Here is a 26819-nt window from a genome sequence, read left to right as displayed (position 1 = left end):
CCCCGACCTTCCGCCGGCTCCCCTCTCCGTGACGGGCGTCACGGGTAAATGCGCACGTGGAAACACTAGACCATAGCCTCGTGTCTCAGAAGACCAGGCGCAATGTCCGGAAGCTCCGAACAGAGATTGGTGATGCGCACCATCCGCGACGTCGCGGGTGAGGCTGGCCTGAAAGCGCTGGATGCAGAGAAGGCCGGAACAGAGGTCTGGATCCCGGTCGATCCATCACCCGATCACTGGATGAGCAAGGTCTTCGGCCATAGTGAGGCCCAGGAGATCTGTCGCCGCTTGACGGTCATTGACGCCGATGGAAAGCCGAGTTGCGGCCTGAAATGCTACGTGGGCTTCCGGCGCTCTCGGGAAGACGAGTTCAGGGAGAACGTCAATCGAGAGATCAGGGATGCTCTTCTGTCGGGTTTGAGCGTGAGGGAAACTACGAAGCTGGTGAGGGTTTCCGAACGGCAGGTCAGTAGGCAGTTTGCGGCCCTGATCACAGAAGGGTCGATCGTAAAGACACTCACTCCCGATCAGTCTCGCAGAACGAATGCGACGACTTACTCCAGCGCATCTAAGTACGCCAGAAAACGCAACTGGCAGTACAAGACGGCTGAGGTGGATGCCTTGTTGCTCGAACGGTGGAGCAACAAACAAATCGCAGCGAAGGCGCAGGTAGGTCTGCCGTTCGTCCGCACGCGGCGGAAGGTGCTCTTTGCTTCGGGCCAGATCAAGCCCAGCGCCTTTCCCTCTCTGGCCCAGGTCGGCCAGCAGCAAGGCGCTGCCCAGCCGCCAGCCGATGAGGTCGACCCGTGACCGAGCCTCTGGACGTCTCCCTCCGGGTCAAGCTCGCCTATGAGGCGGCCGGCGGCGCCAAGGCGGCCGTGGCCGACATCGAGGCCATCCGCGCCGGGGCACAGCGCCTCGGCTCACAGCAGGGCATCCTGCAGTCGGCCCGCCACCTTGCCGACCTCGGCAAGGGCGCCGCCGTCGCGAAGGCCAGCCTCGACGACCTCGCCCAGGCCGGCTCGCGCCTGTCGGCGGCGAGCGGCGGCAGCGCGCGCTTGTCTTCCGCTGTGGCGGGCATCGCCAGGCCGGCCGCGGATGCCCGGCGCGAGCTCGCTGGCGTCAGCACCGCGGCGGCCGGGCTCGGCCGCGCCGTCGGCGCCATCTCGGGCGACGGCCTCAGCACCCTGTCGACGGAGGCCGTCGCCGCCCGCCGCGCCATCGCCGACACGGCTGCCGCGGCCGGGCGCCTCGCCGCCGCGCCGGCGCCCGCCGCTATGACGGCAGGCATGGAACAGGCCGCCAAGGCGGCTGGCGACCTCGACCGCCAGATCGACGCCCTCCTGGCGTCCGGCGCCGAGCTGAACGCCTGGAGCCCGGCCCAGGCGCAGGCCGCCATGCAGGCCTTCGAAGCCCAAATTAAGAGCGGCCGGGGCGAGGTCGGAGCCCTGGAAAAGGCGGCCGACAAGCTCGGTGGCGCCGGGCCGGCCCGATTGGCGGAGAGCGTCGCGGCTGTGACGCCGGCCGCCACCGAGGCGCGCCGCCATATCGACGACGTCGCGACCGCCGCCCGCACGGCCGAACGCGACATGGAGCGCATGGGCCGCACCGCGTCGGCGTCGGGCGGCGGCGGCGGTGAACACGGCGGTGGGGCCGGCGTCGCTGCGGGCGGCGGCCATGGAGGCCCGGGCGGGCTGCGCGGCGCCGCCATCGCGGCGGCTCGGCCGCTGCACATGGAGCGCCTGGTGATGTCGGCCTTCACGCCGATCGGCGCCGCCGGGCTGGCCGGAGGCCTCGGCGTCGCCGCGATCGGCCGCGAGATCAAGGACGCGACCGACCAGGCCATCGCCTTCGAGGCCGCCATGGTCGAGGTGCGTCGCGCCGCCGGCAACATGCCGGCCGAGGGCGTGAAGCGCCTGGAAAGCACCATCCTCGACGTCAGCCGGGCCACGGGCACCTCGAAAGAGGACCTCGCCGGCATGGCGGCGGCGGCGACCCGCGCCGGCCGGCCGGTGGCGGACCTGCCGCGCTTCCTGGAGCTGGGCGCCAAGGCCGCCAACGTGATGGGGCTGAAGGTCGGCGAGGCGGGCGACAAGCTCGTGCAGCTCGGCCGCACCTGGGGGAAGGACGAGGCAGGGATCGAGGACACGTCGGACGCCATCGCGCTGGCCTCCGAGCGCACCGGCGCCCGCGCCGGCGGGGTGCTCGACTTCACCAACCGCTTCTCCAACCTGCGCGAGCGCGGCATGTCGGCCCGCCAGGTCGCAGCCTTCGGCGCCGGCTTCCAGGGGGCCGGTCTCGACCCGTCGCAGGCCGAGGGCACCTTCGGCGACTTCAGCGAGAAGCTCGCCAACCCGCAGAAGGCCGGGCAGCCTTTCGAGGCGGACCTGGCGCGCCTCGGGGTTGGGCCGAGCCAGGCCCGCGTCGGCATGCGGACGGACCCGACGCGCCAGATGGTCGACGTCCTCGACCGTCTGAAGGCGCTGCCCGACATGCAGCGCGTGCCGATGCTGGAGCGCATGTTCGGGCCCGAGGGCGGGCGCGATATCGGCCGCGTGGTCGACCACCTCGACGGGCTGAAGCGCACGCTCGGCCTCGTCGAGGACCAAGCCGAGCGCCACGGCGCACTGGAGCGGTCCTTCAAGATCTTCGACGACACCACCAGAGCCAAGCTCGACAAGATGTCGGCCTCGGCCGCCAAGCTGGCGGTCGACATCGGCAAGCTGTTCGCCCCGGCGGTGGGCAACAGCGCCGACGCCATGGCGCGCGCCTTCGACGCCGGCTCGAAGTATCTCGAGCTGTCAGGCGAGGCCAAGGCCATCCTCGACCGGCAGGGCGAGGGCAAGGCGCCCACGCCGGAGCAGCAGGCCGACCTCGACAAGCATCCGACGCTCCGGGCCTATGTCGGCCAGGACCGCGACCCGGCCGGCACGGCGGCGAAGCGGGAAAGCGACCGGCTGAAGGCGCTCGGCACGATCCAGGACCTCGACCGGTCCGCCCGGGAGAACGGTAACGATCCGCAAATCCGGGGCATGGCCGACGAGGCGCGCAAGGACTACCGCTCGACCTATCCCGAGCGGCCGAAAGACGAGGAGCTACGGGCGGCGCCCGACAAGCACGCCTCGCTGGTCGACCCGTCGATGATCCACCGCGCGAGCTTCACCGACGGCGACGAGCGCCCGGCCGGGCGCGGCGGCGCCACCGATGCCCTGCGCGAGGTGATGGCGGCCGCGACGAAACAGGGCGTGGTCGAGGGGATGCGCGAGTTCATGGAGCTGCGCGGCGGGGCCGGAGGCTCGGGTGGCAGCGTGCTGAACGCCAGCTACGAGACCGGGGACCTGGGCGCAAGCTCCGATGGCGGTGGCGCCGTTCACCGCGGTGGTTCCGGCGCGCCGAACATGCGTTACGGACGCGCACCGCGCGCAGCGGCTCTCCCGAACATGCGTTACGGGCGCGCCGGCGGTGGTGGCTATCGCGACACGCCGGGCGCCGTTGCTCGCGGCCCGCATGGACACGCCAGCGGCGGCTATCGCCACACGCCTGGCCGAGCCGGCAGTCTTGGCGCGAACTCTGACGAAAGCGCGCAGCCCTCGGGTGGCGGTTCTGGATCGGACTGGGCGGCCGCAATCCTCCGTCCAAAGGAAAAGTTCGCTGCCCACTCCTACTGGGACGTAAATCACGAGCGGGTCGGCTACGGGTCCGACACAATCACTCGCGCCGACGGCAGCGTGCATGAAGTGCATCGCGGCGACACCGTCACGAAAGAAGAAGCCGAGCGCGACCTCAAGCGCCGCGTCGGGGAGTTCGGCGGCAGGTTGCGGAAGGAGGTCGGTGCGGCGAACTGGGACCGGCTCGACCCCGCCACGCGGGGCGCCCTCACGTCGGTGGGCTATAATTACGGCAGTTTCGCCAAGCTGCCTGGGCTCCGCAGCGCAATCGCGTCGGGCGACAAGGGCAGGATCGCCTCCGCCGTCCGCGGCCTGCAGGGTCATAACAACGGCGTCAACCGGCAGCGCCGGTTGGAGGAGGCGTCCGTCATCGAGACGGGTCACCTGCCGCCGTCCTGGCACGCGCGGGACCCCTCAGCGACTGCCGTAGCGAATGGCGAAGATCGCGCGACCCGTGCTCGGCGCGCCGACGCTTCCTCGGCCGAACCGCACTCCCCTCGCTTTACCGATCCGCGCATGAAGACGCCGGCGCGCTCGGCCGGCGGTGGCGCGTCGAGGCCGGCCGGCGCAGGGGCCGCGCCCGCCGCGGTCGGCCCCGCTCCGGTCCAGAACTTCTACGGCAACCACGATCCGGCGCAGACGGCCCGCATGGCGATGATGGAGCAGAACCGCGAGGTGCGCCGCAGCCAGGCGCGCGCCCTACACAGCGTCGGGCGGACCGCATGACGAGCATCTCCGGTATCGGCCTCACGATCCATCTCGACGACGCCAGCTTCGAAAAAGCTCTGAGCAAGCTCGACAGTCTCGTGTCCTTCGACGGTCGTGACCTCATGGAGGCCATAGCAACGCTCGGCGAAAGTCAGACGCGACGCCGCATCATTGAGGAAAAGACCGCTCCTGACGGGACGCCGTGGAAGCCGAACTTGGAAGGCACCTCGATCCTACAGCGTTCCGGGCTGAACCTGCTCGCATCTCTGGCTTTCTCGTCCACCGAAGATGAAGCCGAGTGGGGAGCGGCTTGGGAGTTCGCACACATTCACCAGGAGGGCGCCGTCATCACGCCGAAAAATGCGGGGGCCCTTCGCTTCAAGGTCGGCAACAGGACAGCCCATGCAAATAGCGTCACTATTCCGGCGCGCCCGTTTATCGGCCTCTCCCAGGAGAACCACGACGAGCTACAAAATCTTCTGACAGATTACTTCTCTCACATGGGCGCGACCTGAAGCATTCGATCCACCTTCAAATATTCGAGGATTACATGAACAACCCCAACGCTGCCGACTTCCTTCGCTCTCTCAACATAACGTCGACGCTCGCGAGCGAGCTGCCGATACAGACGGGCGACACCGCTCAGACCGCGCCCGAGTGGATCAAGGCCACCCCGAAAGGCCACGTCACGACACGCGATGGCCGCGGCTTCACCTTCGACCCGGCGCGCCTCGCCGCGCGCTTCGCGACCGACAAGGTTCAGATCCCCGTCGATCTCGACCACTCCACCATCTTGCTCGGCGCCCGCGGCGAAACGCCGAAGACGGTGGGCTATGCCTCGGCCGTCGAGGCGCGGGACGACGGCACCTATGTGCGGGTGGGGTGGAACGCGGCCGGTCTGGCTGCGTTGGCGGCCGGGACGCACCGCTACGTCTCCCCCACGATCCACACCGACGACGCCGGCCACGCGACGTGGCTTCATTCGGTGGCGCTCGTGTCCGCGCCGGCACTCGGCGACATGCCGGCGCTGATGGCCGCCATGGGCCTCGGCGGTGGTGGCGTCCCGGCGCAACTCGCCGGGGTCGCGGGCGCGCTCGGCCTTTCCGCGACGGCCGACGAAGCCGCGATCCTGGCGGCGATCGGCGGCATGGTGCCGAAGGCGACACACGAGGCGACGCTTGCGGCCCTGACGGAGACGACGGGCAGGCTTTCCGCCCTGTCCGCAACCACCCGCAAGGCCGACGTCGAACGCTTGGTGGATGACGCCGTCCGAGAGATGAAAATCGTCCCGGCCCAGCGCCCAATTTACCTCGCGATGTGCGCTACCGAGGCGGGCGTCGGGAACTTCCGCGAGCTGATGGCGGCCACCACGCCGATGCTGCAGCCGTCAGGCCTCGACGGCAAGGTGCCGCCGCAGGACCACGGCCCCCAAGCCGTCCAGGAGATCATCGACGCGGCCCGGCTGCACGTCGCCGAGAAGGCCCAGCTCGGCATCCTCGTGACCATGCCCGAGGCCATCAACGCCGTGGCGAAGCGCTCCGCGGTCTGACGCCTCTTCCTACAAGCCTCTCTCCCTCAATCCGAAGGTTCAAGTCCGATGGCACGCTTTCCCTTCCAAGCCGACCCGATCCTCACGGCCCTGGTGGTCTCCTACCGCAACCCCCAGGCGTCCTACATCGCCGATGACTTCCTGCCCCGCACGCCGGTCGGCGGGGAGCGCTTCGGCTGGCAGCGCATGCCGCTCGGCCAGTCCATCACAGTGCCCGAGACGCGGGTGGGCCGCACCGGACGCCCCAACGTGGTCGAGTTCGAGGGCACGCGCGAGACGAGCGAGACCGTCGATTACGGGCTGGACACGCCCATCCCACAGACGGACGTGGACGAAGCCACGGCGCTTCGGACGCGCGGGCTCAGCACCTATGATCCCGAACAGGTCGCGACCTTGACCCTCGCCGATCTGATGCTGGTGGACCGGGAGGTGCGGGTCGCCAAGATCGGGCAGGACCCGACCAACTATGCCGGGAGCGCCGTGCTTCCGCCCGCGTCCATGTTCGACGACTATGCGGACAGCGACCCGATCAAGACCATCCAGGGCGCGATTTCGGCCTATCGGTTCTTCGAATACAACACGATGACGATGGGCTTCCGCGTCTTCACACAGCTGCGCTCGCACCCGAAGATCGTCAACGCCGTGAAGGGCAACGTCACAGGCTCGGGTATCGTCAGCCAGGAAGAGCTGCGCCAGCTCTTCGGCATGGACAAGGTGCTGGTGGGGAAAAGCTTCGTGAACACGGCGAGGCCGGGCCAGCCTGTCCAGCTCACGCGCGTGTGGGGCAACAACCTCGCTCTCACCTACGTGAACAAGGCGGCCAACGTCCAGGACCCGTCCACCTTCGGCATGACGGCACAGTTCGGCACCCGTATCGCCGGGTCGATCCCGGACCCGAACATCGGCATCCGCGGCGGCATGAAGATCCGCGTCGGGGAACAGGTGCGGGAGCTGGTGACGGCGCCGGACGCCGGCTACCTCATCCAGAACTGCGTTGCACCGGGGGCGTAAGATGGCTTCGAAGCCCCTTCGAAAGGTCTCCGAAGGCGTCCGCAAGCGGGGAAGCGACGCCCTGACGCTGGCACCGCTCGACCCTCTCGGGCCGCTTCCAGCGGACGGGCAGGCGCCGCCGTTTTTCGCAACGCTCGGCGGCGAGCCGGTGGCGGTGCTGCCGCTCGACGAATACCGCCGCCTGGTGCAGGCAGCCCTCGACGGCGTCGCCCCGCGGCGCACCGCACCGCCCAAGCCGGCCCTCAAGGCGAATACCCGACCCGTATCGACGATCGAGCGAGATGCGGAGGTCGCGGCGTTCCTCCGCGATCTGTTCGGCCAGCACAAGACCGTGGCGGAGCTACGCGCCGCCTGCATCGAGCGTTTCGGCGAGGCACGCACGCCGTCGCTGACGCGCATCACCATCTTCCGCCAGCGCACGAGGTAGACCATGGACGAACAGAACCCGGCGGCCCGCGCGGTCGACCTCATCACCGCCCGCCCGCCGACCCGCGCACCATTCGATCCGGCGAGCCTACTCGACGGCCGTCAACCGCCTCCGCCAGCCCACGCGCCAGGTCCGACTGTCGTGGTCGTGCGGGAGTTCGACCCTGCCACCTTCCTCGGGGACCGCGCGCTCCGGGGTGCGTTCAATCTCGTCACCGTCAAGCCACTGGTGACGACAATCGGCGGCGTCGAGATGGTGACGGTGCCGGCCTCGGCCTATGCCTACGCGCTGCGCCACGCGGCAGCGCAAGAGCTGCCGGAGGAGGACGTCGAGCAAGCCGGGCCGGTGCCGAACTCAGAAGGGTGCATGGGCCTGCTCATCCGTTTGCACGAGGGCGGGACGCTGTCCATCGGGCAGCTCGTCGAAGCCTCCGGGCTGGACCATCTGGATGTCGGCGACCGCATCGCGGCATATCGCGCGATGGTCGACGGCAACGCCGTCGTGAACGCTACCCTTTCGGCAGGGCCCTACGCGTCTCCTGTTCACTTCACGGCGTCGCCTGAGGCGGCGCGTGTTGAACTGACTGGGGTGGCGAGAGAGGCGGAAGCGCCCGAGGGGCACGCCGCAGCACTCGACGATGGAGGCTCGGACGAAGCGCATGGCGCAGCGCTGGACGGAGCGAAGTCAGACCGCCACCCTCGGAGGACGAAATCGAACCGCGAAATCCCCTGATATCCCGTTTAATCCCGCCACGGAGCGATGTCAGCCGCCAGGGATCGATGACGGGTACAGGAAGGCGGCGCGAAACGCCCGCGCCTCAGGCGCCGAGGCGCGACAGCCTCAGGATGCGACAGGCGTCGCCTTCGGCCGCCGGGGGGGCGTGCGGCGGTCGGACGACGAGGCAATCCGAATCGGACAGCGCCTTCAGGAGCGAGGAGTCCTGGCGCGGGCCCGGCATCACGCGGGCGATGCCGCCGTCCGCCGCCAGGATGCGCGAGCGCATGTAGTCCTGCCGGGCGTCGTTGGCGGGCATCGGCCCGGCGAGGACGGCGGCTTCGGCCATGTCCTCGGCGGCATGGCGGTCGCCCGACAGCGCCTTCACCAGCGGCACGACGAAGAGCAGCCCGCAGACGATGGCCGACACCGGGTTGCCGGGCAGGCCCAGCACCTGGATGGGGCCGAGGCGCCCGTGCATCAGCGGCTTGCCGGGCCGCATGGCCACGCGCCAGAAGCCGAGGTCCATGCCTTCGGCGACCAGCGCCCGCTGCACGAGATCGTGGTCGCCGACCGAGGCGCCGCCGAGCGTCACCAGCAGGTCGGCTCCGGCCTCGCGGGCCCGCGCGAACGAGGCCGCCAGCGCGCCCATGTCGTCCCGCGCGATGCCGAGGTCGATCACCTCCGCGCCGGCGGCCTCGGCCAGCGCCATGAGGGCGTAGCTGTTCGACGCGACGATCTCCCCGGGGCCGGGATTCTGGCCGGGTTCGACCAGTTCGTCGCCCGTGGCCAGCACGGCGACGCGCGGGCGGCGGAACACCGGCAGCGCCGGGTGGTTCATGGCGGCGGCGAGCGCGATGTCGGCGGCACCCAGGCGGCGGCCCGCGGCCAGGAGGCTCTCGCCCTCGCGGAAATCCTGCCCGGCCCGGCGGATGTGCCGGCCGGGCGCCTCCGCCTGCCGTACCGTCACGCGCCCGTCCCCGGCTTCGGTGTTCTCCTGGATCACCACCGTGTCGGCGCCGGGCGGCACGGGAGCGCCCGTGAAGATGCGGGCCGCGCCGCCGGGCGTGACCGTCCCGGCGAAGGCCCGGCCGGCCGCACTTTCCCCGAGCACGCCGAGCGTCGCCGGCACGGCGGCGATGTCGGCGGCCCGGACCGCGTAGCCGTCCATGGCCGACACGTCGCAGGGCGGCTGCGTGCGCAGCGCCGCCAGCGGTCGCGCCAGGACGCGGGCCGCCGCACGGCGCAGCGGGACGCTGTCGACCTGGGCTGGCGGCGCGGCGCCGGCCAGGATCAGCCGGAGCGCCTCGGCGACGGGCGTCAGGGGCGGCAGCGTCACGGCGCGGCCGGGTCGGCGACCCAGTCTCCGGACTTGCCGCCGCGCTTCTCCAGCAGGCGGATGTCGGTGATGCGGATGGAGCGGTCGACGGCCTTCACCATGTCGTAGACGGTGAGGCAGGCCACCGAGACGGCCGTCAGCGCTTCCATCTCGATGCCGGTGCGGCCGGACGTCTTGACGGTGGCGGTGACGGTGACGCGCGGGGGATCCGCCTCGCAGGCGAGGTCCACCTTGACGGAGGTCAGCGCCAGCGGGTGGCAGAGCGGGATCAGGTCGTGGGTGCGCTTGGCCGCCATGATGCCGGCGATGCGCGCCGTGCCGAGCACGTCGCCCTTCTTGGCGTCGCCCGACCGGATCAGCGCCAGCGTGGCGGGCGCGACCAGCACGGTGCCGCCGGCGACGCCGACGCGGTCCGTCACCTCCTTGCCGCCGACCTCGACCATGCGGGCCTCGCCCGCGGCGTCGATGTGGGTGAGGCCGCTCACGCCGGAAGACCTTCCGCCAGCAGAACCCGCGTCGCCGCCGCGACGTCGGCCTGCCGCATCAGGCTTTCGCCGACCAGCACGGTGCGGATGCCGACGCGCGCCAGCCGGGCACAGTCGGCGGGGGTGGCGATGCCGCTCTCGCCGACGGCGATGCGGTCCGCCGGGATGCGCGGCGCCAATCGTTCCGACGTGGCGAGGTCGGTGGCGAAGCTGCGCAGGTCGCGGTTGTTCACGCCCAGCAGGCGGCAGGGCAGGGCCAGCGCCCGGTCGAGCTCCTCGTCCGTGTGGACCTCGACCAGCACGTCCATGCCCAGGTCGTCCGCCGCCGCCGCGATCTCGCGCGCCGTGGCGTCGTCCAGCGCCGCCATGATGACGAGGATGCAGTCGGCACCCCAGGCCCGGGCCTCGACGCATTGGTAGGGGTCGAACATGAAGTCCTTGCGCAGCACCGGCAGTCCGCAGGCGTCGCGTGCCTGCTGCAGGAAGGCGGGCGCGCCCTGGAACGAGGGCGCGTCGGTGAGCACGGACAGGCAGGCGGCGCCGCCGGCCTGGTAGGCGCGGGCGAGGTCGGCGGGCACGAAGTCGGGGCGGATCAGCCCCTTCGAGGGGCTCGCCTTCTTGATCTCGGCGATGAGCGCCAGCCGGCCCTCGGCGTGCCGGGCCGCGAGGGCGCGGGCGAAGCCGCGCGGCGGCGGCGCGTCGGCGGCGCGGCGGGCCAGTTCGGCGAGGGGCGCCCGCGCCTTGGCTTCGGCGATCTCGCCGCGCTTGTAGGTTTCGATGCGCTCGAGGATGTCGGCCACGCTCAGGCGCTCCGGGTCAGGGGGGCTTCGTGCTGCGAGGCGGCGACGAGCCGCTCCAGCGTGGCGGCGGCGTGCCCGTCGTCGATGGCGCGGGCCGCCAGGGCCGCCCCTTCGCGAAGCGTTCCGGCCCGGTCCGCCACCAGCAGCGCCCCGGCGGCGTTGAGCAGCGCGATGTCGCGATACGGCGTGCGGGCGCCGGCCAGCACGGCGCGCAGGGCCGCTGCGTTGTGGGCCGGGTCGCCGCCGCGCAGCTCCGCCGCGGCGGCGCGGGGCAGGCCGGCCTCCTCCGGCGTGATCTCGAAGAGGCGGATGGCGCCGTCGCGCAACTCCGCCACCTCCGTCGGGCCCGTCGTGGTCATCTCGTCGAGCCCGTCCGAGCCGTGCACCACCCAGGCACGCGCCGCCCCGGCGTTGCGCAGCACCTCGGCCAGCGGCTCCAGCCAGGCGCGCGAGAACACGCCGAGCAGCTGGTGGCGCACGCCCGCGGGGTTGGACAGCGGGCCGAGCAGGTTGAAGATCGTGCGGGTGCCGAGTTCCACGCGGGCCGAAGCCACGTGGCGCATCGCGGCATGGTGCGCCCCCGCCATCATGAAGCCGATGCCGGCCTCGGCGAGGCAATGTTCGACCGATGCCGGCGTGCCGCCGACCCGCACGCCGAGCGCCGCCAGCACGTCGCTGGCGCCCGAGCGCGACGAGGCCGCGCGGTTGCCGTGCTTGGCGACGGGGACGCCGCAGGCCGCCACGATCAGCGCCGCCAGCGTCGACACGTTGTAGGAGCCCGAGCCGTCGCCGCCCGTGCCGACGATGTCGACGGCCCCCTCGGGCGCCGAAACCCGGGCCATGCGGGCCCGCATGGCGGCGACCGCGCCGGTGATCTCCGCCACGGTCTCGCCGCGCACGCGCAGGCCCATCAGGAAGGCACCGGTCTGGGCCGGCGTCACTTCGCCGGACAGCAGGTGGTCGAAGGCGGCCTCGGCTTCGGCGCGGGTGAGGGCGGCGCCGGTCGCGACCTTGCCGAGGAGCGGCTTGAACCCGTCCATCACCGGGACGCCTCGCCGGCGCCGGCCCGGCTCGCGTTCCAGGCTTCGGCGAGGTCGAGGAAGTTCTTCAGGATGACCCGGCCGTTCTCGGAGGCGATGCTTTCGGGATGGAACTGCACGCCGTGCACCGGGTGGGCGCGGTGCGACAGGCCCATGATGGTGCCGTCCTCGGAGCGGGCCGTGACCTCGAGCTCGTCCGGAAGCGTCGCCTCGTCGACCACGAGGGAATGGTAGCGCGTCGCCTTGAAGGCGCCGTTGATGCCGCGGAACACGGCGCGGCCCCCGTGGTCCACGGTGGACACCTTGCCGTGCATCGGCACCCTGGCCCGCACGACGTCGCCCCCGTAGACGTCCCCGATCGCCTGGTGGCCGAGGCATACGCCGAGGATCGGCACGCTGTCCCCGGCCTGGCGGAGCAGGTCGCAGCACACGCCCGCCTCCCGCGGCGTGCAGGGCCCCGGCGACAGCACGATGGCGTCCGGCGCCGCCGCCAGGATCTCCTCGGCGGTGGCGGCGTCGTTGCGCACGACCGTGACGTCGGCGCCGAGCGCCCCGAGGTCGTGGAACAGGTTCCAGGTGAAGCTGTCGTAATTGTCGACGAGGGTGACTCTCGGCACGGGACCTTAGCCTTCTGCGCGGTCCCGCACCTATCGGGCGGCACGCCCGCGAGGTCAAGGCGAGGCGCCATGCCGCGGCCCGCCGCGCCGAGGACTTTGGCACCGGGTCGGGTTTCGGCTATCAGAGAGGTCGACGCCCCTCGCGCGCGACGTCGTTCGAAACGGATCAGATGGACCAAACCGAGACGCCCACCGTGCCCCCGCCGCTCCCGGACCTGTCGGCCTGCGAGCGGGAACGGATCCACATGCCGGGCGCCATCCAACCCTATGGGTGCCTGCTGTTCTGCACCCTGCCGTCCTGGGTGGTGCGCGCCGTCTCGGCCAATGCCGGCCAGTTGCTCGGCCGCGAGGCCGAAGCCATGCTGGACGCGACGCTCGACACGCTGCTGCCCGAAAAAACGCTGCACGACCTGCGCAACGTGCTCCAGGCCTCCATGGTCTCGGGGGGAGCCGAGCGGCTGATCGACCAGCCCATCGACGACGGGCCGGACCGCTACGACCTCACCGTGCACATGGCGGCGTCGAACGCCGTGGTCGAGATCATCCCGCGCAAGGGGGCCGACACGCTCGCCACCGATCCCATCACGCTGGTGAAGAGCATGGTGGGCCGGCTGAAGCGGGCCCCGACGCTCGAACGCTTCCTGCACCTCGCCGCTCACCAGGTGCGGGCCGTGACGGGGTTCGACCGCGTCATGGTGTACAAGTTCCTGCCCGACGGCACCGGCGAGGTGCGGGCGGAGGCGCTGCGCTCGGGCCTCACCCCCTTCCTGGGCCTGCGCTACCCGGCGTCCGACATCCCGGCCCAGGCCCGGGCGCTGTATCGCCGCCAGTGGCTGCGCCTGATCCCGGACGTCAACTATCAGCCGGTGCCGCTGCTGGCCCGCTCGGGCGCGGCCGCGGAAGCCGACCTCAGCCTCGCGGCGCTGCGCAGCGTGTCGCCCGTCCACCTCGAATACCTGCGCAACATGGACTCGCATGCCACGCTCACCATCTCGCTGATGGTGGGGGACGCGCTGTGGGGCCTCATCGCCTGCCACCACTCGTCGCCGCGGCGCATCTCCTCGTCGACCTGCGCGGCCGCGGAGCTGTTCGGACAGATCTTTTCGCTGCAGATCGAGGCCAAGGAGCAGGCGCGCGAGCTCATGCTCACCGACGAGCTGCGCAAGTCCCACGACCGGCTGATGGCGGCCATGTCGGCGGAAGTGTCGATCTTCGACGACCCGGCGCGCTTCCGCGACCTCGTCGTCGAGATGATCCCCTGCGACGGATACGGCGTGTGGTCGGAGAAGGGCTTCATCGCGGTCGGCACCACGCCCCCGCCCGAAGCCATGCCGGACCTCGTGCGCCACCTCGGCGAGCGGGACCCCCAGCAGCCCTACGCCACCGCGGCCCTGTCGCGCGAGCTGGCGTCGGCGGGTGCCTATGTGGCGGACGTCAGCGGCGTGCTGTCGATCCCCTTCTCGCGCCGTCCGCGCGAATACCTGCTGTTCTTCCGCGCCGAGGTCGTCCAGACCGTGACCTGGGGCGGCGACCCCACGAAGCCCGTGATCGTGGAGCAGGGGGGCGCCCGCATCGGGCCGCGGACGAGCTTCGACGCCTGGAAGGAAACCGTGCGGGGCCAATCGGTGCCGTGGCAGCCCGCCGAGCTGCAGATCGCCGAAACGCTGCGCATCTCGCTGCTCGACGTCATCCTGCGCCGGGCCGACATCGTCAACAGCGAGCGGCGGGCCGCGCAGGAAAGCCAGGCGACGCTGATCGCCGAACTGAACCACCGCGTGAAGAACATCCTGGCGCTGATCCGCTCCCTGGTGCGCCAGAGCCGGCAGAACGCCCTCACCATGGAGGGCTTCGCCGGCGACCTCGAACACCGCATCCGCGCCCTGGCGCTGGCCCACGACCAGCTGACCCAGACGGGCTGGCACCGCGCGCCCCTGCGCCGCCTGCTCGAGGCCGAGGCCCGCGCCTGGACCCATTCGCCCGAGCGCGTGTCCCTCGTGGGGCCCGGCGTGACGTTGGATTCGCGGGCCTACCAGGCCCTGGCGCTGGTGTTCCACGAGATGATGACCAACGCGGCGAAATACGGCGCGCTGAGCCGCAGCGCGGGGCGCCTCAGCGTGATCTGGTCGCGCGAGGGCGGTGGCGACCTGCGCATCGAGTGGCGGGAACTCGGCGGCCCGCTGGTCCAGCCGCCCGAGCGGCGGGGCTTCGGCAGCGTCATCGTCGAGCAGACCATCCCGTTCGAGCTGCGCGGCGAAGCGCGGGTGGAATACCTGACCCAGGGGGTGCACGGCTCCTTCCTCATCCCGGCGCTGCATATCGGCGAGGTCGAGGGCGGCGAGGTCGAGCCCGACGTCGTGGTGCTGCCGGCGACGGACCTCAACGCCAAGCGGCTTCTGCTCGTCGAGGACAGCATGATGATCGCGCTCGACGCCCAGGCGATGCTGGCGGAGGAAGGCCTCGACGTGGAGGTGGCGGGCACCATCGCGGATGCCAACCGCCTGCTCGGCGTCGACAGTTTCGACGTCGCGGTCCTCGACGTGAACCTGTCGGGCGAGACCAGCTTCGGCGTGGCGGATCGGCTGGTGACGCTGGGCCTGCCCTTCGTCTTCGCCACCGGCTACGGCGAAAGCATCATGATGCCGGAGCGATTCCGCGCCGTGCCGGTGGTGTCCAAGCCCTATGACGGCGCCGCCCTGCGCATGGCGCTCGGCGGCGTGCAGGCCGCCCTGGCCGCCGAGCCCGCCGCATGAACGCCGCCGACTTCGCCCGCTCGTCCCGGGAGGACGCGGTGCCGCCGCCCGGCCTCGCCCCGCCGCTGCTGGCGCTGTGGTGGGACGGCAGGGGCGACTGGGACCGGGCCCATGCCGCGGCCGCGGCCGACGAGGAGGGCCGGGACGCCGCCTGGGTCCACGCCTACCTGCACCGCCGCGAGGGCGATGCCGGCAACGCCCGCTACTGGTACCGCCGCGCCGGCCGGCCGGTCGCCACGGCGCCGCTCGCGGCGGAATGGCACGAGATCGCGGCGGCCCTGCTCGGGTCCTGAACGCCGCCCCTTCGCCGGACTGTCGTGGAAACGCCATGCTTCCGCTCGCACCGAGGGGGCAAGCTCCGCACGAGGTGCGGCGCGCCTTGTGTTTTGCCCGCCTATGCGTTTGTTAGCCGGCTCCGGGGTCCGCCAGCACCGCGAGTGCCGATGCCCCAAGTCCAGAGACGATCCTGATGCGTTCCAGCCGATACTTCCTGCCGATCCTGCGCGAAACGCCGAAGGAAGCGGAGATCGTGTCGCATCGCCTGATGCTGCGGGCCGGCATGATCCGCCAGGAGGCGGCCGGCATCTACGCCTGGCTGCCGCTCGGGCTGCGGGTGCTGGAAAAGGTCAACGCCATCGTGCGCGAGGAGCAGAACCGCGCCGGCGCCATCGAGATCAAGATGCCGACCGTGCAGTCCGCCGACCTGTGGCGCGAGTCGGGCCGCTACGACGACTACGGCAAGGAGATGCTGCGCATCAAGGACCGGCACGAGCGCGAGATGCTCTACGGGCCGACCAACGAGGAGATGGTGACGGAAATCTTCCGCGCCTCGGTGCGGTCCTACAAGGACCTGCCGCTGAACCTCTACCACATCCAGTGGAAGTTCCGGGACGAGGTGCGGCCGCGCTTCGGCGTCATGCGGTCGCGCGAGTTCCTGATGAAGGACGCCTACTCCTTCGACCTCGACGCCGCGGGCGCCCGGCACAGCTACAACCGCATGTTCGTCGCCTACCTGCGCACCTTCGCGCGGCTCGGCGTGACCGCCATCCCGATGGTGGCCGACACGGGCCCCATCGGGGGCGACCTCAGCCACGAGTTCATCATCCTGGCGTCGACCGGCGAAAGCGAGGTGTTCTGCCACAAGGACTATCTCGGCTTCGCGCCGCCGCCCGCCGACATCGATTTCGACGATGTCGCGGGCCTGCAGGGCGTCGTCGACCATTGGACGTCGCGCTTCGCCGCCACGAGCGAGAAGTTCGACGCGGCCGGCTTCGACGCCGTCCCGGAAGCGGACCGCGTGTCCGCCCGGGGCATCGAGGTGGGCCACATCTTCTACTTCGGCACCAAATATTCGGAGCCGATGAACGCCGTGGTGAGCGGGCCCGACGGCAAGACCGTGCCGGTCCACATGGGCTCCTACGGCATCGGCCCCTCGCGCGTCGTCGCGGCGCTGATCGAGGCCGGCCACGACGAGGCCGGCATCCTGTGGCCCGACTCGGTCGCGCCCTTCACGGTCGGCATCGCCAACCTCAAGACCGGCAATGCCGAGACGGACGCCGCCTGCGAGACCCTCTACCGGGGCCTGCTCGCCGCCGGCATCGACGCGCTCTACGACGACCGCGACGAGCGGCCGGGCGCCAAATTCGCGACGCTGGACCTCATCGGCGTGCCCTACCAGGTCCTCGTCGGGCCGAAGGGGCTGGCCGACGGCAAGGTGGAACTGAAACACCGGCGCACCGGCGCCAAGGACCTGCTCGCCCCCGGGGAGGTCCTGGACCGGTTGGTCGCGCAGCTCGCGCCCGTCCCGGCCGCCCGCTGAACGCCACGAGGAACACGGCATGACGATGGCCCACGCCGAAGCCGCCGCCGCCCCGCGTGGGGGAGCCCGCGCGACGCGGGCCTTCTCGCCGTTCGAGTGGATCGTGGCGCTGCGCTACCTGCGGGCGCGCCGCGCCAAGAGCTTCGTGTCGGTGATCGCGGGGTTCTCCTTCGCCGGCATCATGCTGGGCGTGGCCACGCTCATCGTGGTCATGTCGGTGATGAACGGCTTCCGGCAGGAACTCCTGAACAAGATCGTCGGCATCAACGGCCACGTCTTCGTGCAGGCCACCGACACGCCCTTCACCGACTACGACGCGGTGGCGAAGCGGCTCGAGGCCGTGCCGGGCGTCAAGCTGGTCATCCCCATGATCGAGGGCGCGGCCGGCGTCTCCTCGCCCTTCAACCAATCCGGCGCGCTGGTGCGCGGCATCGCGGGCCCCAACCTGCGCCGCCTGCCCGGCATCGAAGGCCATGTCGTGCAGGGCACGCTCGACGACTTTGACAAGTCCGGCGGCGTCGCCATCGGCCAGCGACTCGCCGAATCCCTGGGTCTCAGCCTCGGCGATCAGGTCTCGGTGCTGACCGCCAAGGGCGCCCAGACGCCCTTCGGCGTGGCGCCGCGCATCAAGAGCTACCCGGTGGTGGCCATCTTCCAGATCGGCATGTCGGAGTTCGATTCGTCCTTCGTCTACATGCCGATGGCGGAAGCGCAGAGCTACTTCAACAAGGACGGCGAGGCCTCCGTCATCGAGGTCTTCGTCGACGATCCCGACCACATGGACGCCGTGCGCCTGCGGCTCGACCGGGCCATCGAGCGGCCGGCCGTGATGACCGACTGGCGCCAGCGCAACAAGACCTTCTTCGACGCGCTCAACGTCGAGCGCAACGTGATGTTCATCATCCTGACGCTCATCGTGCTGGTGGCGGCGCTGAACATCATCTCGGGCCTGATCATGCTGGTGAAGGACAAGAGTTCGGACATCGCCATCCTGCGCACCATGGGGGCGTCGCGCGGCTCCATCCTGCGCATCTTCCTCATCGCGGGTGCCTCCATCGGCGTCAGCGGCACCTTCGCGGGGCTCGCCCTGGGAGTCCTCGTGGCCAGCAACATCGAGCGCATCCGCACCGCCCTCAACAGCCTGATGCACGCCGACCTGTTCCCCTCGGAGCTCTACTTCCTGTCCCACCTGCCCTCCGTCATCGAACCCGGGGACGTGCTGGCGGTGACCGGCATGGCCCTGGCGCTGTCGCTCCTCGCCACCGTCTATCCATCGTGGCGGGCCGCCAACCTCGACCCCGTCGAAGCGCTGCGCTACGAATGATGGCCTCCGCACCCGCCCTCACGCTGAGCGGCGTCAAGCGCAGCTACCGCCAGGGCGAGACGACGCTCGGCATCCTGCGCGGCGCCGACCTGACGCTGTGGCCCGGCCAGTCCGTGGCGCTGGTCGCGCCGTCGGGCGCCGGCAAGTCGACGCTGCTGCATGTCGCGGGGCTGCTCGAGAAGCCCGACGGCGGCGAGGTCTACGTCGGCGCGGCACCGACCGCCGCCATGGCGGATCCGGACCGCACCGCGCTCCGGCGGACCGCCATCGGCTTCGTCTACCAGGCGCACCACCTCCTGCCGGAGTTCACCGCGCTCGAGAACGTCGTGATCCCGCAGATGATCGCGGGCCTCAGCCGCCGCGAGGCGGGGGACCGGGGACGCGAACTCCTCACCTTCCTGGGCCTCGGGCAGCGCTGCGACCATCGCCCGGCGGAACTGTCGGGCGGAGAGCAGCAGCGCGTCGCCATCGCCCGCGCGGTCGCCAACGCCCCCGGCATGCTGCTGGCCGACGAGCCGACCGGCAACCTCGACCCCCATACCGCCGACCACGTCTTCGCGACCCTGACGTCGCTGATCCGGGCGACGGGCCTGGCTGCCCTCATCGCCACCCACAACATGAACCTCGCGGCGCGCATGGACCGGCGCGTGACGCTCCAGGACGGCCTGGTGGTGGAGTTGGACTGACGCGATCCGGGCGGACGCCCCTTCGCCGGGAGGCCGCGGGGAAAGCTCGGCTGTCGTCGGGGGCGTTCAGGCACGGGTTCGACGCCTCGCCTGACCGTGACGGGACCGCGCCGCGGCCGCATTGCGTCGCCTCGCCGCCTCCGCCATAGGAGGGTGCATGTCGCTTCCCGTCGTCCGCTTCGCCCCGTCCCCCACCGGGCGCATCCACATCGGCAACACCCGGCCGGCGCTGCTCAACGTCCTCTTCGCCCGGGCCGCGGGCGGGCGCTTCGTGCTGCGGTTCGACGACACCGATGCGGAGCGGTCCCGGCCCGAATATGCCGAATCCATCGAGGCCGACCTGCACTGGCTCGGCATCCGGCCGGACCTCGTGGTGCGGCAGTCCGATCGCACGGCGCTCTACGGGGAGGCGACCGAGCGGCTGAAGCGCTCCGGCCGGCTCTATCCGGCCTACGAGACCGCCGAGGAACTCGACCGGCGCCGCAAGCGCCTCCAGGCCCGCGGCCTGCCGCCCGTCTACGACCGGGCGGCTTTGGCCCTGTCGGCCGAGCAGCGCGCCGCCCTCGAGGCGGAGGGGCGGCGCCCCCACTGGCGCTTCAGACTCGACGACGGCATCGTGTTCTGGGACGACCTGGTGCGCGGGCCGAGCAGCATCGATTGCGCGTCCCTCAGCGACCCCGTGCTGGTGCGCCAGGACGGCAGCTTCCTCTACACGTTGCCGTCGGTCGTCGACGACATCGACCTCGGCATCACCCACGTCATCCGCGGCGAGGACCACGTCACCAACACGGCGGTGCAGATCCAGCTCTTCGCAGCCCTGGGCCGCGCGGCGTCGCCGGCCTTCGCCCACCATAACCTGCTCGTCACGGCTTCTGGCGAGGGGCTGTCGAAACGCTCCGGCGCCCTGTCGGTGGGGGCGCTGCGGGACGCGGGCATCGAGGCCCTGGCGGTGGCCGCCATGGCGGTGTTGACCGGCTCCTCGGCGGCCCTGCGGCCCGTGACGTCGCTCGAGGACCTCGCCACCGGGTTCGACCTCCGGCAGCTGTCGCGGACCCCGGCGCGCTTCGACGAGGCCGAACTCCAGGCCCTGTCGGCCAAGACCCTGCACGGCCTGCCCTTCGCCGCCGTGGCGGATCGGCTGGCGCTGTTCGGGATCGTCGGCGACAAGGCCGAGCCCTTCTGGGACGCGGTGCGAGGCAACCTCGCGCATTTCGCCGAGGCTGCCGAGTGGTGGGGCGTCGTCGAGGATATGGTCCAGCCGCTCGTCGAGGACGAGGCTCTGCTGGAGCGCGCCGCCGCGCTGTTGCCGCCGGAGCCGTGGACTGCCGACACCTGGGGGGCGTGGACGGCCGCCGTCCGGACCGACACCGGCCGCAAAGGACGGTCGCTCTTCCATCCGTTGCGTTTGGCGCTGACGGGGCGGGACGCGGGCCCCGACCTGAAGTCACTGCTGCCCCTGATCGGCCGGGCTAGAGCGTCGGCCCGGATCGCCGGAATTCCCGCGTGAGGTCCTGCGCCGCGTCGGGCGGCTGAGGCGCGTCTGGCACCGGGATGGCGTCGGGAGCGGCCGGCCTGCGGGCCGCCTTCCGCGGCGCGGGCGTGGCCCTGTCGGGCGTGGTCCTGTCGGGTGTGGTCTTGGCCGGCATCGTCTTGGCCGGCAGTGTCCTGGCCGGCGTCGCGGCGGGCGGGGTCGCGGGGCGGCTCATGGATTCCGCCAGTGCCGGCGTCACGGTAACGTCGCCCTTGTGCGGCTCCAGCATGGCCTCGGCGCCCGCGAGGGCGTCGGCCCAGCTCTGGTTCGGCGCCCGGCATGCGCAGCTCCCCGTCGGGCCCTTGCGGAACTTGAAGGCGGCGGCGAGGTCCGTGTAGCGGGTGCCCTCGGTGGACTGCGCGTCGGCCACGTCGTCGGCGTCGCGCCCCGCATAGGCCGACGCGGTGGCGGCGGGGCATTGCGCCTGGCAGATCCTGTCCATGTCGGCCAGGCGGTCCTGGCGCACGTCGGTGGCGAGCGGGTAGTAGGCGCCGTCGCAATGGCGGACGCAGAGCACGACGGGGGAGCGCGCCGCCGTGGCGGGCGCCGGGGCGTCCGGCGTGTCGCTGACGGAGGGCGCATCGGGGTCGACCGGCAGGGTGGCGGGGGGCGCGTCGGCTTCGGTCCGGGCGATGCCGCATTCGGCATTGTAGGATTCGAGCAGGGCGCGGCGCCGGTCCTCGGCGCCGCCGTCGGCGGCCCGGGCCGCCTGGTCCTGCAGGCGCCGCATTCCGTCCTCGAGGGTCCCGAGCCGTCGCGCCAGGGCCCGGCATTCGGGCGAGTCCGGATCATCGAAGAGGCCGTCGCCGCAGCCCGACTGGTCCGCATAGGCCCGCGTCCGCGCGATGTCCCCCTGCTGCTGGCGCAGCGCGACCGCGTAGCGGCCGGGGTCGCCGGGCCGGCCGACGCCGTCGATCTCGGCCCGCAGGGCCGGGCAGTCGACCGCCTGGGCCCCGGCCGGGACGGCGGGCAGGGCCAAGGCGGCCAAGGCGGCCAGGAAGCCCAGCACGGGCAGGTTCGGGGCCGAGGGGCCAAAGGGCGGGGCAGGGCGGCGGCGCGGTCCAGCACGGGTCATGGCGCGAGTGATGACGACATTCTTGGCCGAAACAAGATGGCGGCCCGTCGAGGGGCCGCGGCGCGGTGTACCTCGGGCGCGATCCGGTGCATCAAGGCCCGGTCGCGGCGAGGCTCGCGGCGTCGCCGAGGAGTTCCGATGCGCTTTCCCGCCCTCATCGCCGCTGCCGGCGCCGCCTTGGCGACCCTGGCGACCCTGGCTGCCGCACCGGCGCGGGCCGCCGACGGACCGGACCTGATCTTCAAGGAATCCACGAAGTGGCGCGCGCTGACGCCCAGCGACAAGCTCGCCACCTATGCGGTGGACGACCCGGCGGTCGACGGGGTCTCGTGCTTCTATACCGTGCCGGAGAAGGGCGGCATCGCCGGGGCGCTCGGCGTGGCCGAGGAAGTGTCCGACGTGTCGCTGGCCTGCCGCCAGGTCGGGCCGATCCGGATCAAGGACAAGCTCGGCCAGGGCGACGTCATGTTCTCGGAAAAGCGCTCGTTCTTCTTCAAGCACATGCAGATCGTGCGGGGCTGCGACGCCAAGCGCAACACGCTGGTCTACATGGTCTACTCGGACAAGCTCATCGAGGGCTCGCCGAAGAACTCGACCTCGGCGGTGCCCATCATGCCCTGGGGCGCGGCGGGCGAGCCGCCGCGCTGCGCGGATGCGTTCAAGGGGTGACGGACCTCAATCGCCGCAGCGGATCACGATGTCACCCGGCGCGGCCTTGACCGGCTCGGGCTTCGTGCTGGCCTGGACCGACCCGGTGACGTCGTCGACCGTGCCGTAGGCGAGCACATGCGCGTGGCCGTGCGATTCGCACCAGCTGTCGGCGATGACCCGGCCGCAGTCGACGCCCGAATGCATGCAGTCGCTGATGCCGTAGCCGTCGCTCGACGGGATGACGTAGTTTTCCCCGGCCGCGGCAGGAGTCGCGGCGGCGGCGAGGGCCAGGCCGGCGGCGATCGCGACGGCGCGAGTGATGGAAGCCTGCAAGGCCATGGGTGTCGAAGTCCTCGGACTGTGGCGGTGCCGTGAGCCCAAGGTGGCGAAACGAGGTCACTAAAGGTTTAACGGCCGGCGAAACCGGCCGTCAGGCCTCCTCGCTGGCGAAGGCCGCGATCATGGCTTCGGCGGTGCGGACGAATTTGGCGCTGGGACCCTCGGCCCCGACACTCTGTCGGCTGACGCGCGCGCCTTCGAGCAACAGCGAGAGGGCGTCGGCGAGGTTCTCGGCCTGGGCGATGCCGGCGGAGCGGCAAAGCCCCACCATGCGGTCGCGGTAGGCGGATTTGCACAGCTCGACCAGCCTGCGGGCAGGGTGGTGGGCCTCGGTCAGTTCCACGGCGGCATTGGCCAGCGAGCAGCCCCGCCCGTCGGCCAGCACGCAATCGGCGGCCTCCCGCACCCAGGCGACGAGATGCGCCCGCGGGTTCCCGGCGTGCCGCGCCTCGAGCACGCGCCACTGGGCCTCGGCTTCGGCCGCCACCGACTTCAGGCATTCGACGATCAGCTCGTCCTTCGAGCCGAAATGGCGGTACAGCGTCATCTTGTTGGTGCCGGCGGCTTCGGCGATGGCTTCGACCCCGACGGGCCGGAATCCGTGCTGGTGGAACATGTCGCGCGCCGTCGCCACGATGCGGTCGCGCGGTTTCGGCTTGCCGTCGGAGCAGCATGCGGAGGTGGGCGACCGGTCGCCGGGCTTGGAAGTGGCCCGGTCCAGAACTGCCGCGATTTTCTCGCCCATGGCCTTGACGCTTCTGTTACCGGCCGGTAACGTCCGGCTTGTTACTGATCGGTAACAGAACCGCGAAGCCGGGTCAACGACGACTCCGGAGCCGCGGGCGACGGCCCCGGCCGTCGCGGATCGGGCGTCCCCGACGCGCCGACGAGGAGGCCACCATGAGCTGCATCGCCCGCGACCTGACCCTCGACGAAGCCCTGGCCGACCCGATGATCGGCGCCGTGCTCAGGGCCGACCACGTCGACCGCCGCGGCTTCGAGACCCTGCTGCGCTCCACGGCGCGGCGTCTCGACGGCCGGCGGGGCCCCGCGGCCCGGCCCACCGCTTCAACGCCCGCCCGCGCCCGCGCGGCCTCGCCCACGGACATCGCCGTATGGTAAGTTTCTTCACACGGCGGCCGATCTTCGCCTCCGCCGTCGCCCTCGTCATGGTCATGGCGGGGGCGATCAGCTACGTGCTGCTGCCCGTCGCGCAGTTCCCCGACATCACGCCGCCCCAGGTCGTCGTCAGCGCCATCTATCCCGGCGCCAGCGCCCAGGTGGTGGCCGACACCGTGACGACGCCGCTCGAACAGCAGATCAACGGCGTGCAGGGGATGACCTACATGTCGTCCTCGTCGTCGAACGACGGCTCCTCCACCATCACGGTGACGTTCGACGTCGGCTATCCCCTCGCCATCGCGGCGGTCGACGTGCAGAACCGCGTGTCGCAGGCGTCCTCGTCGCTGCCCGCCATCGTCAACCAGGCCGGCGTGACGATCAAGAAGCAGAACCCCAACTTCGTCCTCATCGTGAATCTGACCTCGCCGGACGGCTCGGTGGATCCGGTGGCGCTCTCCAACTACGCCTATCTGCAGATCGTCGACCCGTTGAAGCGCCTGCCCGGCGTCGGCGACGTGTCGATCTTCGGCGAACGCCGCTATTCGATGCGGGTCTGGCTCGATCCCGACAGGCTGGCCAAGCTCGGCATCACCGCCACCGACGTCCAGGGCGCCATCGCCGAACAGAACATCCAGGTGGCGGCCGGCAAGATCGGCCAGTCGCCGGCGCCCGCCGGCACGGCCTTCGAGATGCAGGTCAACGCGATCGGCCGCCTGTCGACGCCCGAGGAGTTCGGCGACATCGTGGTCCGGGCCGACCCGTCGGGCGGCTCCGTGGTGCGGCTGCGCGACGTCGCCCGCATCGAACTCGGGGCGCTGCAATACGCGTCCACGGCCTATTTCGGCAAGGATCCCACCGTGGTGCTGGCGGTCTACCAGCAGCCCGGCTCCAACGCGCTCGCCCTCCAGGCGGCCGTGAAGGACCAGATGGAGAAGCTGAAGGCGCGCTTCCCCAAGGGGATCGACTACGCCATGCACTACGACACGACGAAATTCGTGTCGGCCTCCATGCACGACGTCGTCATCACGCTGGCCGAAGCGCTGATCCTCGTCGTCATGGTGGTCTACGTCTTCCTGCAGAGCTGGCGCACCACCATCATCCCGACCATCGCGATCCCGGTGTCGTTGATCGCGACCCTGGCCGTCATGGAGGTCTGCGGCTTCTCGCTCAACATGCTGAGCCTGCTCGGCATGGTGCTGGCCATCGGCCTCGTCGTCGACGACGCCATCGTGGTGGTGGAGAACGTCGAGCGCCAGCTCGAGATGGGACACCCGCCCATGGAGGCGACGCGTCGTGCCATGGCCGAGGTGACGGGCCCCATCGTGGCGACCACCGCCGTGCTCATGGCGGTCTTCGTGCCGGTGGCCTTCATCCCGGGCGTGGCGGGCCGGCTCTACAACCAGTTCGCCCTCACGGTGGCGATCTCGGTCGGCATCTCGGCCTTCAACTCGCTGACGCTGAGCCCGGCCTTGAGCGCCGTGTTCCTGCGCCACCGCCACGGCCAGCCCTTCGTGCTGTTCCGCTGGTTCAACGCCGGCTTCGACTGGCTGTCGCACGGCTACGCCCGCATGGTGCGGGTCTTCATCGCGCTGCGCTGGGGGCTGCTGGCGGGCTTCGCCCTGATGCTGTTCGGCACCTACAGCCTGTGGGAGCGCATCCCGTCGACCTTCCTGCCCGTCGAGGACCAGGGCTATTTCTTCGTCGTCATCCAGGGGCCGGACGGCGCCTCGCTGGAGCGCACCGACGCGGTCGCCAAGCAGGTCCGCGACGTGCTCCAGGCCGAGGCCGGCGTCGAGATCGTCGGCTCGATCAGCGGGCTGAACTTCCTGACCAGCGCCGCCCAGTCGAATTCCGCCGTGGAATTCGCCATCCTGAAGCCCTGGGACGAGCGTCCCCCCGAGCAGCAGGCGTCCAGGATCGTGGCGGCGGTACGGCCCAAGCTGATGGGCATCCCCGGCGCCTTCGCGCTGTCGTTCGATCCCCCGTCGATCCCCGGCCTCGGCGCGACCGGCGGCTTCGAGTTCGAGGTGGAGGACCTCACGGGCCGCGGCTCGGCGGCCCTGAACGACGCCACCCAGGCGGTGATCGCCGAAGCGCGCAAGCAGCCCGCGCTCGATCCGCGCCAGCTCTTCACCTCCTTCTCCACCGGCACGCCGGCCTTCGACTACGACCTCGACCGCAACAAGGCCAAACTGCTCGGCCTCAGCCTGCCGGACGTGTTCAACACCCTGCAGGTCTATCTCGGCTCGCTCTACGTCAACGACTTCAACCTCTTCGGCCGCACCTTCCGGGTCACCATCCAGGCCGACAAGGCGGCGCGGGCCGACGCATCCGCGCTGTCGCGGCTCTACGTGCGCAACAGCAGCGGCGGCATGGTCCCGCTGTCGACGCTCGGCACCCTCAAGCCCACGGTGGGCCCGGAAACGGTGCCGCACTACGACAACTACGCCGCCGCCAAGATCAACGGCGCGGCGGCGCCGGGCTTCAGCTCGGGGCAGGCGGTCGAAGCCATGCAGCGCGCCGCGGAAGCGGCGCTGCCGCGGGACTTCGCCTATGAATGGACCGGCATCACCTTCCAGGAACTGAAGGCGGGCTCGGCGGCGAGCCTCATCTTCGGCCTCGCCATCCTGTTCGTGTTCCTGATCCTGGCGGCCCAGTACGAGAGCTGGACCATGCCCTTCATGGTGCTGCTCGCCGTGCCGCTGGCCTTGTTCGGCGCGCTGCTCGCCCTCTACGTCCGCGGCATGCAGATCGACGTCTATTCGCAGATCGGCTTCGTCATGCTGATCGGGCTCGCGGCCAAGAACGCCATCCTGATCGTCGAGTTCGCCCGGCGGCTGCGCGAGGAGGGGGCCGGCATCGTGGAAGCCGCCATGGAGGCGGGCCGGCTGCGCCTGCGGCCCATCCTGATGACGGCCTTCGCCTTCATCCTCGGCGTGCTGCCGCTGGTGGTGGCGACGGGGGCGGGCGCGGCGAGCCGCCAGTCCATCGGCACCACCGTGTTCGGCGGCATGCTGGCCGCCACGGGCCTCACCCTCGTCTTCGTGCCGGTGTTCTACGCCGTCATCGAGCGCATGCGCGAGGGCCGCAGCGCCGACGCGGCGTCCCCGCCCGCCCATCACCACGCCGTCATGCCGCCCCGGCGCGCCGAAGCCGCCGAGTGA

General features: G+C 71.1%; 24 protein-coding genes. 16 read left to right on the top strand and 8 right to left on the bottom strand.

Going from position 1 to position 26819, the window contains the following annotated elements:
* The first annotated feature begins 132 nt into the window (after window positions 1-132).
* The 7 genes from D3272_RS23005 to D3272_RS22975 are packed head-to-tail and all read left to right on the top strand — an operon-like array spanning window position 133 to window position 8095.
* Window positions 133-810 carry a hypothetical protein gene (locus D3272_RS23005; RefSeq protein WP_129221553.1) on the top strand — a complete coding sequence of 226 codons (678 nt, stop codon included), beginning with the start codon at window positions 133-135 and terminating at the stop codon, window positions 808-810.
* A complete protein-coding gene (locus D3272_RS23000) occupies window positions 807-4394 on the top strand; it encodes a phage tail tape measure protein (RefSeq protein WP_129221552.1) in 3588 nt (1195 codons plus the stop codon). The genes D3272_RS23005 and D3272_RS23000 overlap by 4 nt, the downstream gene beginning before the upstream one ends.
* Window positions 4391-4891 carry a phage virion morphogenesis protein gene (locus tag D3272_RS22995; protein ID WP_245496739.1) on the top strand — a complete coding sequence of 167 codons (501 nt, stop codon included), beginning with the start codon at window positions 4391-4393 and terminating at the stop codon, window positions 4889-4891. Before D3272_RS23000 ends, D3272_RS22995 begins: the two co-directional genes overlap by 4 nt.
* Before the next feature lie 35 nt (window positions 4892-4926).
* Complete coding sequence (locus tag D3272_RS22990) at window positions 4927-5925, top strand: phage protease (RefSeq protein WP_129221551.1); 999 nt, start codon at window positions 4927-4929, stop codon at window positions 5923-5925.
* 48 nt (window positions 5926-5973) lie between these two features.
* Complete coding sequence (locus D3272_RS22985) at window positions 5974-6936, top strand: capsid protein (RefSeq protein ID WP_129221550.1); 963 nt, start codon at window positions 5974-5976, stop codon at window positions 6934-6936.
* Window position 6937: 1 nt separating this feature from the next.
* Complete coding sequence (locus D3272_RS22980; protein WP_129221549.1) at window positions 6938-7363, top strand: hypothetical protein; 426 nt, start codon at window positions 6938-6940, stop codon at window positions 7361-7363.
* Window positions 7364-7366: 3 nt separating this feature from the next.
* On the top strand, window positions 7367-8095 hold the full coding sequence (locus D3272_RS22975; protein WP_129221548.1) for a hypothetical protein: 729 nt from the start codon (window positions 7367-7369) through the stop codon (window positions 8093-8095).
* A gap of 85 nt (window positions 8096-8180) precedes the next feature.
* Here the strand turns inward: D3272_RS22975 and D3272_RS22970 are convergent, their stop codons facing one another.
* The 5 genes from D3272_RS22970 to D3272_RS22950 are packed head-to-tail and all read right to left on the bottom strand — an operon-like array spanning window position 8181 to window position 12358.
* The gene (locus tag D3272_RS22970; protein WP_129221597.1) at window positions 8181-9410 is read right to left on the bottom strand and encodes a molybdopterin molybdotransferase MoeA; all 1230 of its coding nucleotides are present in this window, start codon (window positions 9408-9410) and stop codon (window positions 8181-8183) included.
* A 2-nt stretch (window positions 9411-9412) separates the two neighbouring features.
* Window positions 9413-9901: a cyclic pyranopterin monophosphate synthase MoaC gene (gene moaC / locus D3272_RS22965; RefSeq protein ID WP_129221547.1), complete on the bottom strand. Its 489-nt coding sequence runs from the start codon at window positions 9899-9901 to the stop codon at window positions 9413-9415.
* On the bottom strand, window positions 9898-10701 hold the full coding sequence (gene trpC / locus D3272_RS22960; RefSeq protein ID WP_129221546.1) for an indole-3-glycerol phosphate synthase TrpC: 804 nt from the start codon (window positions 10699-10701) through the stop codon (window positions 9898-9900). The genes moaC and trpC overlap by 4 nt, the downstream gene beginning before the upstream one ends.
* Before the next feature lie 2 nt (window positions 10702-10703).
* On the bottom strand, window positions 10704-11741 hold the full coding sequence (gene trpD, locus D3272_RS22955) for an anthranilate phosphoribosyltransferase (RefSeq protein WP_129221596.1): 1038 nt from the start codon (window positions 11739-11741) through the stop codon (window positions 10704-10706).
* The gene (locus D3272_RS22950; RefSeq protein ID WP_129221545.1) at window positions 11741-12358 is read right to left on the bottom strand and encodes an anthranilate synthase component II; all 618 of its coding nucleotides are present in this window, start codon (window positions 12356-12358) and stop codon (window positions 11741-11743) included. The genes trpD and D3272_RS22950 overlap by 1 nt, the downstream gene beginning before the upstream one ends.
* A gap of 170 nt (window positions 12359-12528) precedes the next feature.
* Between D3272_RS22950 and D3272_RS22945 the strand changes: the two genes are divergently transcribed.
* The 6 genes from D3272_RS22945 to D3272_RS22920 all read left to right on the top strand — a co-directional run bounded on the left by D3272_RS22945 (window position 12529) and on the right by D3272_RS22920 (window position 20444).
* A complete protein-coding gene (locus tag D3272_RS22945; RefSeq protein ID WP_129221544.1) occupies window positions 12529-15108 on the top strand; it encodes an HWE histidine kinase domain-containing protein in 2580 nt (859 codons plus the stop codon).
* Entirely contained in the window at window positions 15105-15401 is a 297-nt protein-coding gene (locus D3272_RS22940; RefSeq protein ID WP_129221543.1) for a hypothetical protein, read from the top strand. The genes D3272_RS22945 and D3272_RS22940 overlap by 4 nt, the downstream gene beginning before the upstream one ends.
* A 176-nt stretch (window positions 15402-15577) precedes the next feature.
* Window positions 15578-16927 carry a proline--tRNA ligase gene (proS, locus tag D3272_RS22935; protein ID WP_129221542.1) on the top strand — a complete coding sequence of 450 codons (1350 nt, stop codon included), beginning with the start codon at window positions 15578-15580 and terminating at the stop codon, window positions 16925-16927.
* A 25-nt stretch (window positions 16928-16952) separates the two neighbouring features.
* Complete coding sequence (locus D3272_RS22930; protein ID WP_129221595.1) at window positions 16953-18251, top strand: lipoprotein-releasing ABC transporter permease subunit; 1299 nt, start codon at window positions 16953-16955, stop codon at window positions 18249-18251.
* Window positions 18248-18937, top strand: a complete 690-nt coding sequence (locus D3272_RS22925) for an ABC transporter ATP-binding protein (protein WP_129221541.1) — start codon at window positions 18248-18250, stop codon at window positions 18935-18937. The genes D3272_RS22930 and D3272_RS22925 overlap by 4 nt, the downstream gene beginning before the upstream one ends.
* A 157-nt stretch (window positions 18938-19094) precedes the next feature.
* Window positions 19095-20444 carry a glutamate--tRNA ligase gene (locus tag D3272_RS22920; RefSeq protein WP_129221540.1) on the top strand — a complete coding sequence of 450 codons (1350 nt, stop codon included), beginning with the start codon at window positions 19095-19097 and terminating at the stop codon, window positions 20442-20444.
* Here D3272_RS22920 and D3272_RS22915 read toward each other — a convergent pair.
* Window positions 20407-21477 (bottom strand): DUF2865 domain-containing protein, encoded by a 1071-nt coding sequence (locus D3272_RS22915; protein ID WP_129221539.1) that lies wholly within the window; start codon window positions 21475-21477, stop codon window positions 20407-20409. The two genes, D3272_RS22920 and D3272_RS22915, sit on opposite strands and share 38 nt — an antisense overlap.
* 204 nt (window positions 21478-21681) lie before the next feature.
* Here D3272_RS22915 and D3272_RS22910 point away from each other — a divergent pair, with 204 nt between their 5' ends.
* Window positions 21682-22212: a CreA family protein gene (locus D3272_RS22910; RefSeq protein ID WP_129221538.1), complete on the top strand. Its 531-nt coding sequence runs from the start codon at window positions 21682-21684 to the stop codon at window positions 22210-22212.
* A 6-nt stretch (window positions 22213-22218) separates the two neighbouring features.
* On the opposite strand, the gene D3272_RS22905 is transcribed toward D3272_RS22910, so the two are convergent.
* Together D3272_RS22905 and D3272_RS22900 are read right to left on the bottom strand one after the other, a co-directional pair.
* A complete protein-coding gene (locus D3272_RS22905) occupies window positions 22219-22533 on the bottom strand; it encodes a hypothetical protein (RefSeq protein WP_129221537.1) in 315 nt (104 codons plus the stop codon).
* Between the two features lie 91 nt (window positions 22534-22624).
* Window positions 22625-23254, bottom strand: a complete 630-nt coding sequence (locus D3272_RS22900) for a TetR/AcrR family transcriptional regulator (protein ID WP_428978015.1) — start codon at window positions 23252-23254, stop codon at window positions 22625-22627.
* 179 nt (window positions 23255-23433) lie between these two features.
* Between D3272_RS22900 and D3272_RS22895 the strand changes: the two genes are divergently transcribed.
* A complete protein-coding gene (locus tag D3272_RS22895) occupies window positions 23434-23655 on the top strand; it encodes a hypothetical protein (protein ID WP_129221535.1) in 222 nt (73 codons plus the stop codon).
* On the top strand, window positions 23649-26819 hold the full coding sequence (locus D3272_RS22890) for an efflux RND transporter permease subunit (protein WP_129221534.1): 3171 nt from the start codon (window positions 23649-23651) through the stop codon (window positions 26817-26819). The genes D3272_RS22895 and D3272_RS22890 overlap by 7 nt, the downstream gene beginning before the upstream one ends.

Origin of the sequence: Lichenibacterium ramalinae, from assembly GCF_004137085.1 — a bacterium.
Lineage (GTDB): Bacteria > Pseudomonadota > Alphaproteobacteria > Rhizobiales > Beijerinckiaceae > Lichenihabitans > Lichenihabitans ramalinae.
This window is presented reverse-complemented; position numbering and strand designations above follow the sequence as displayed.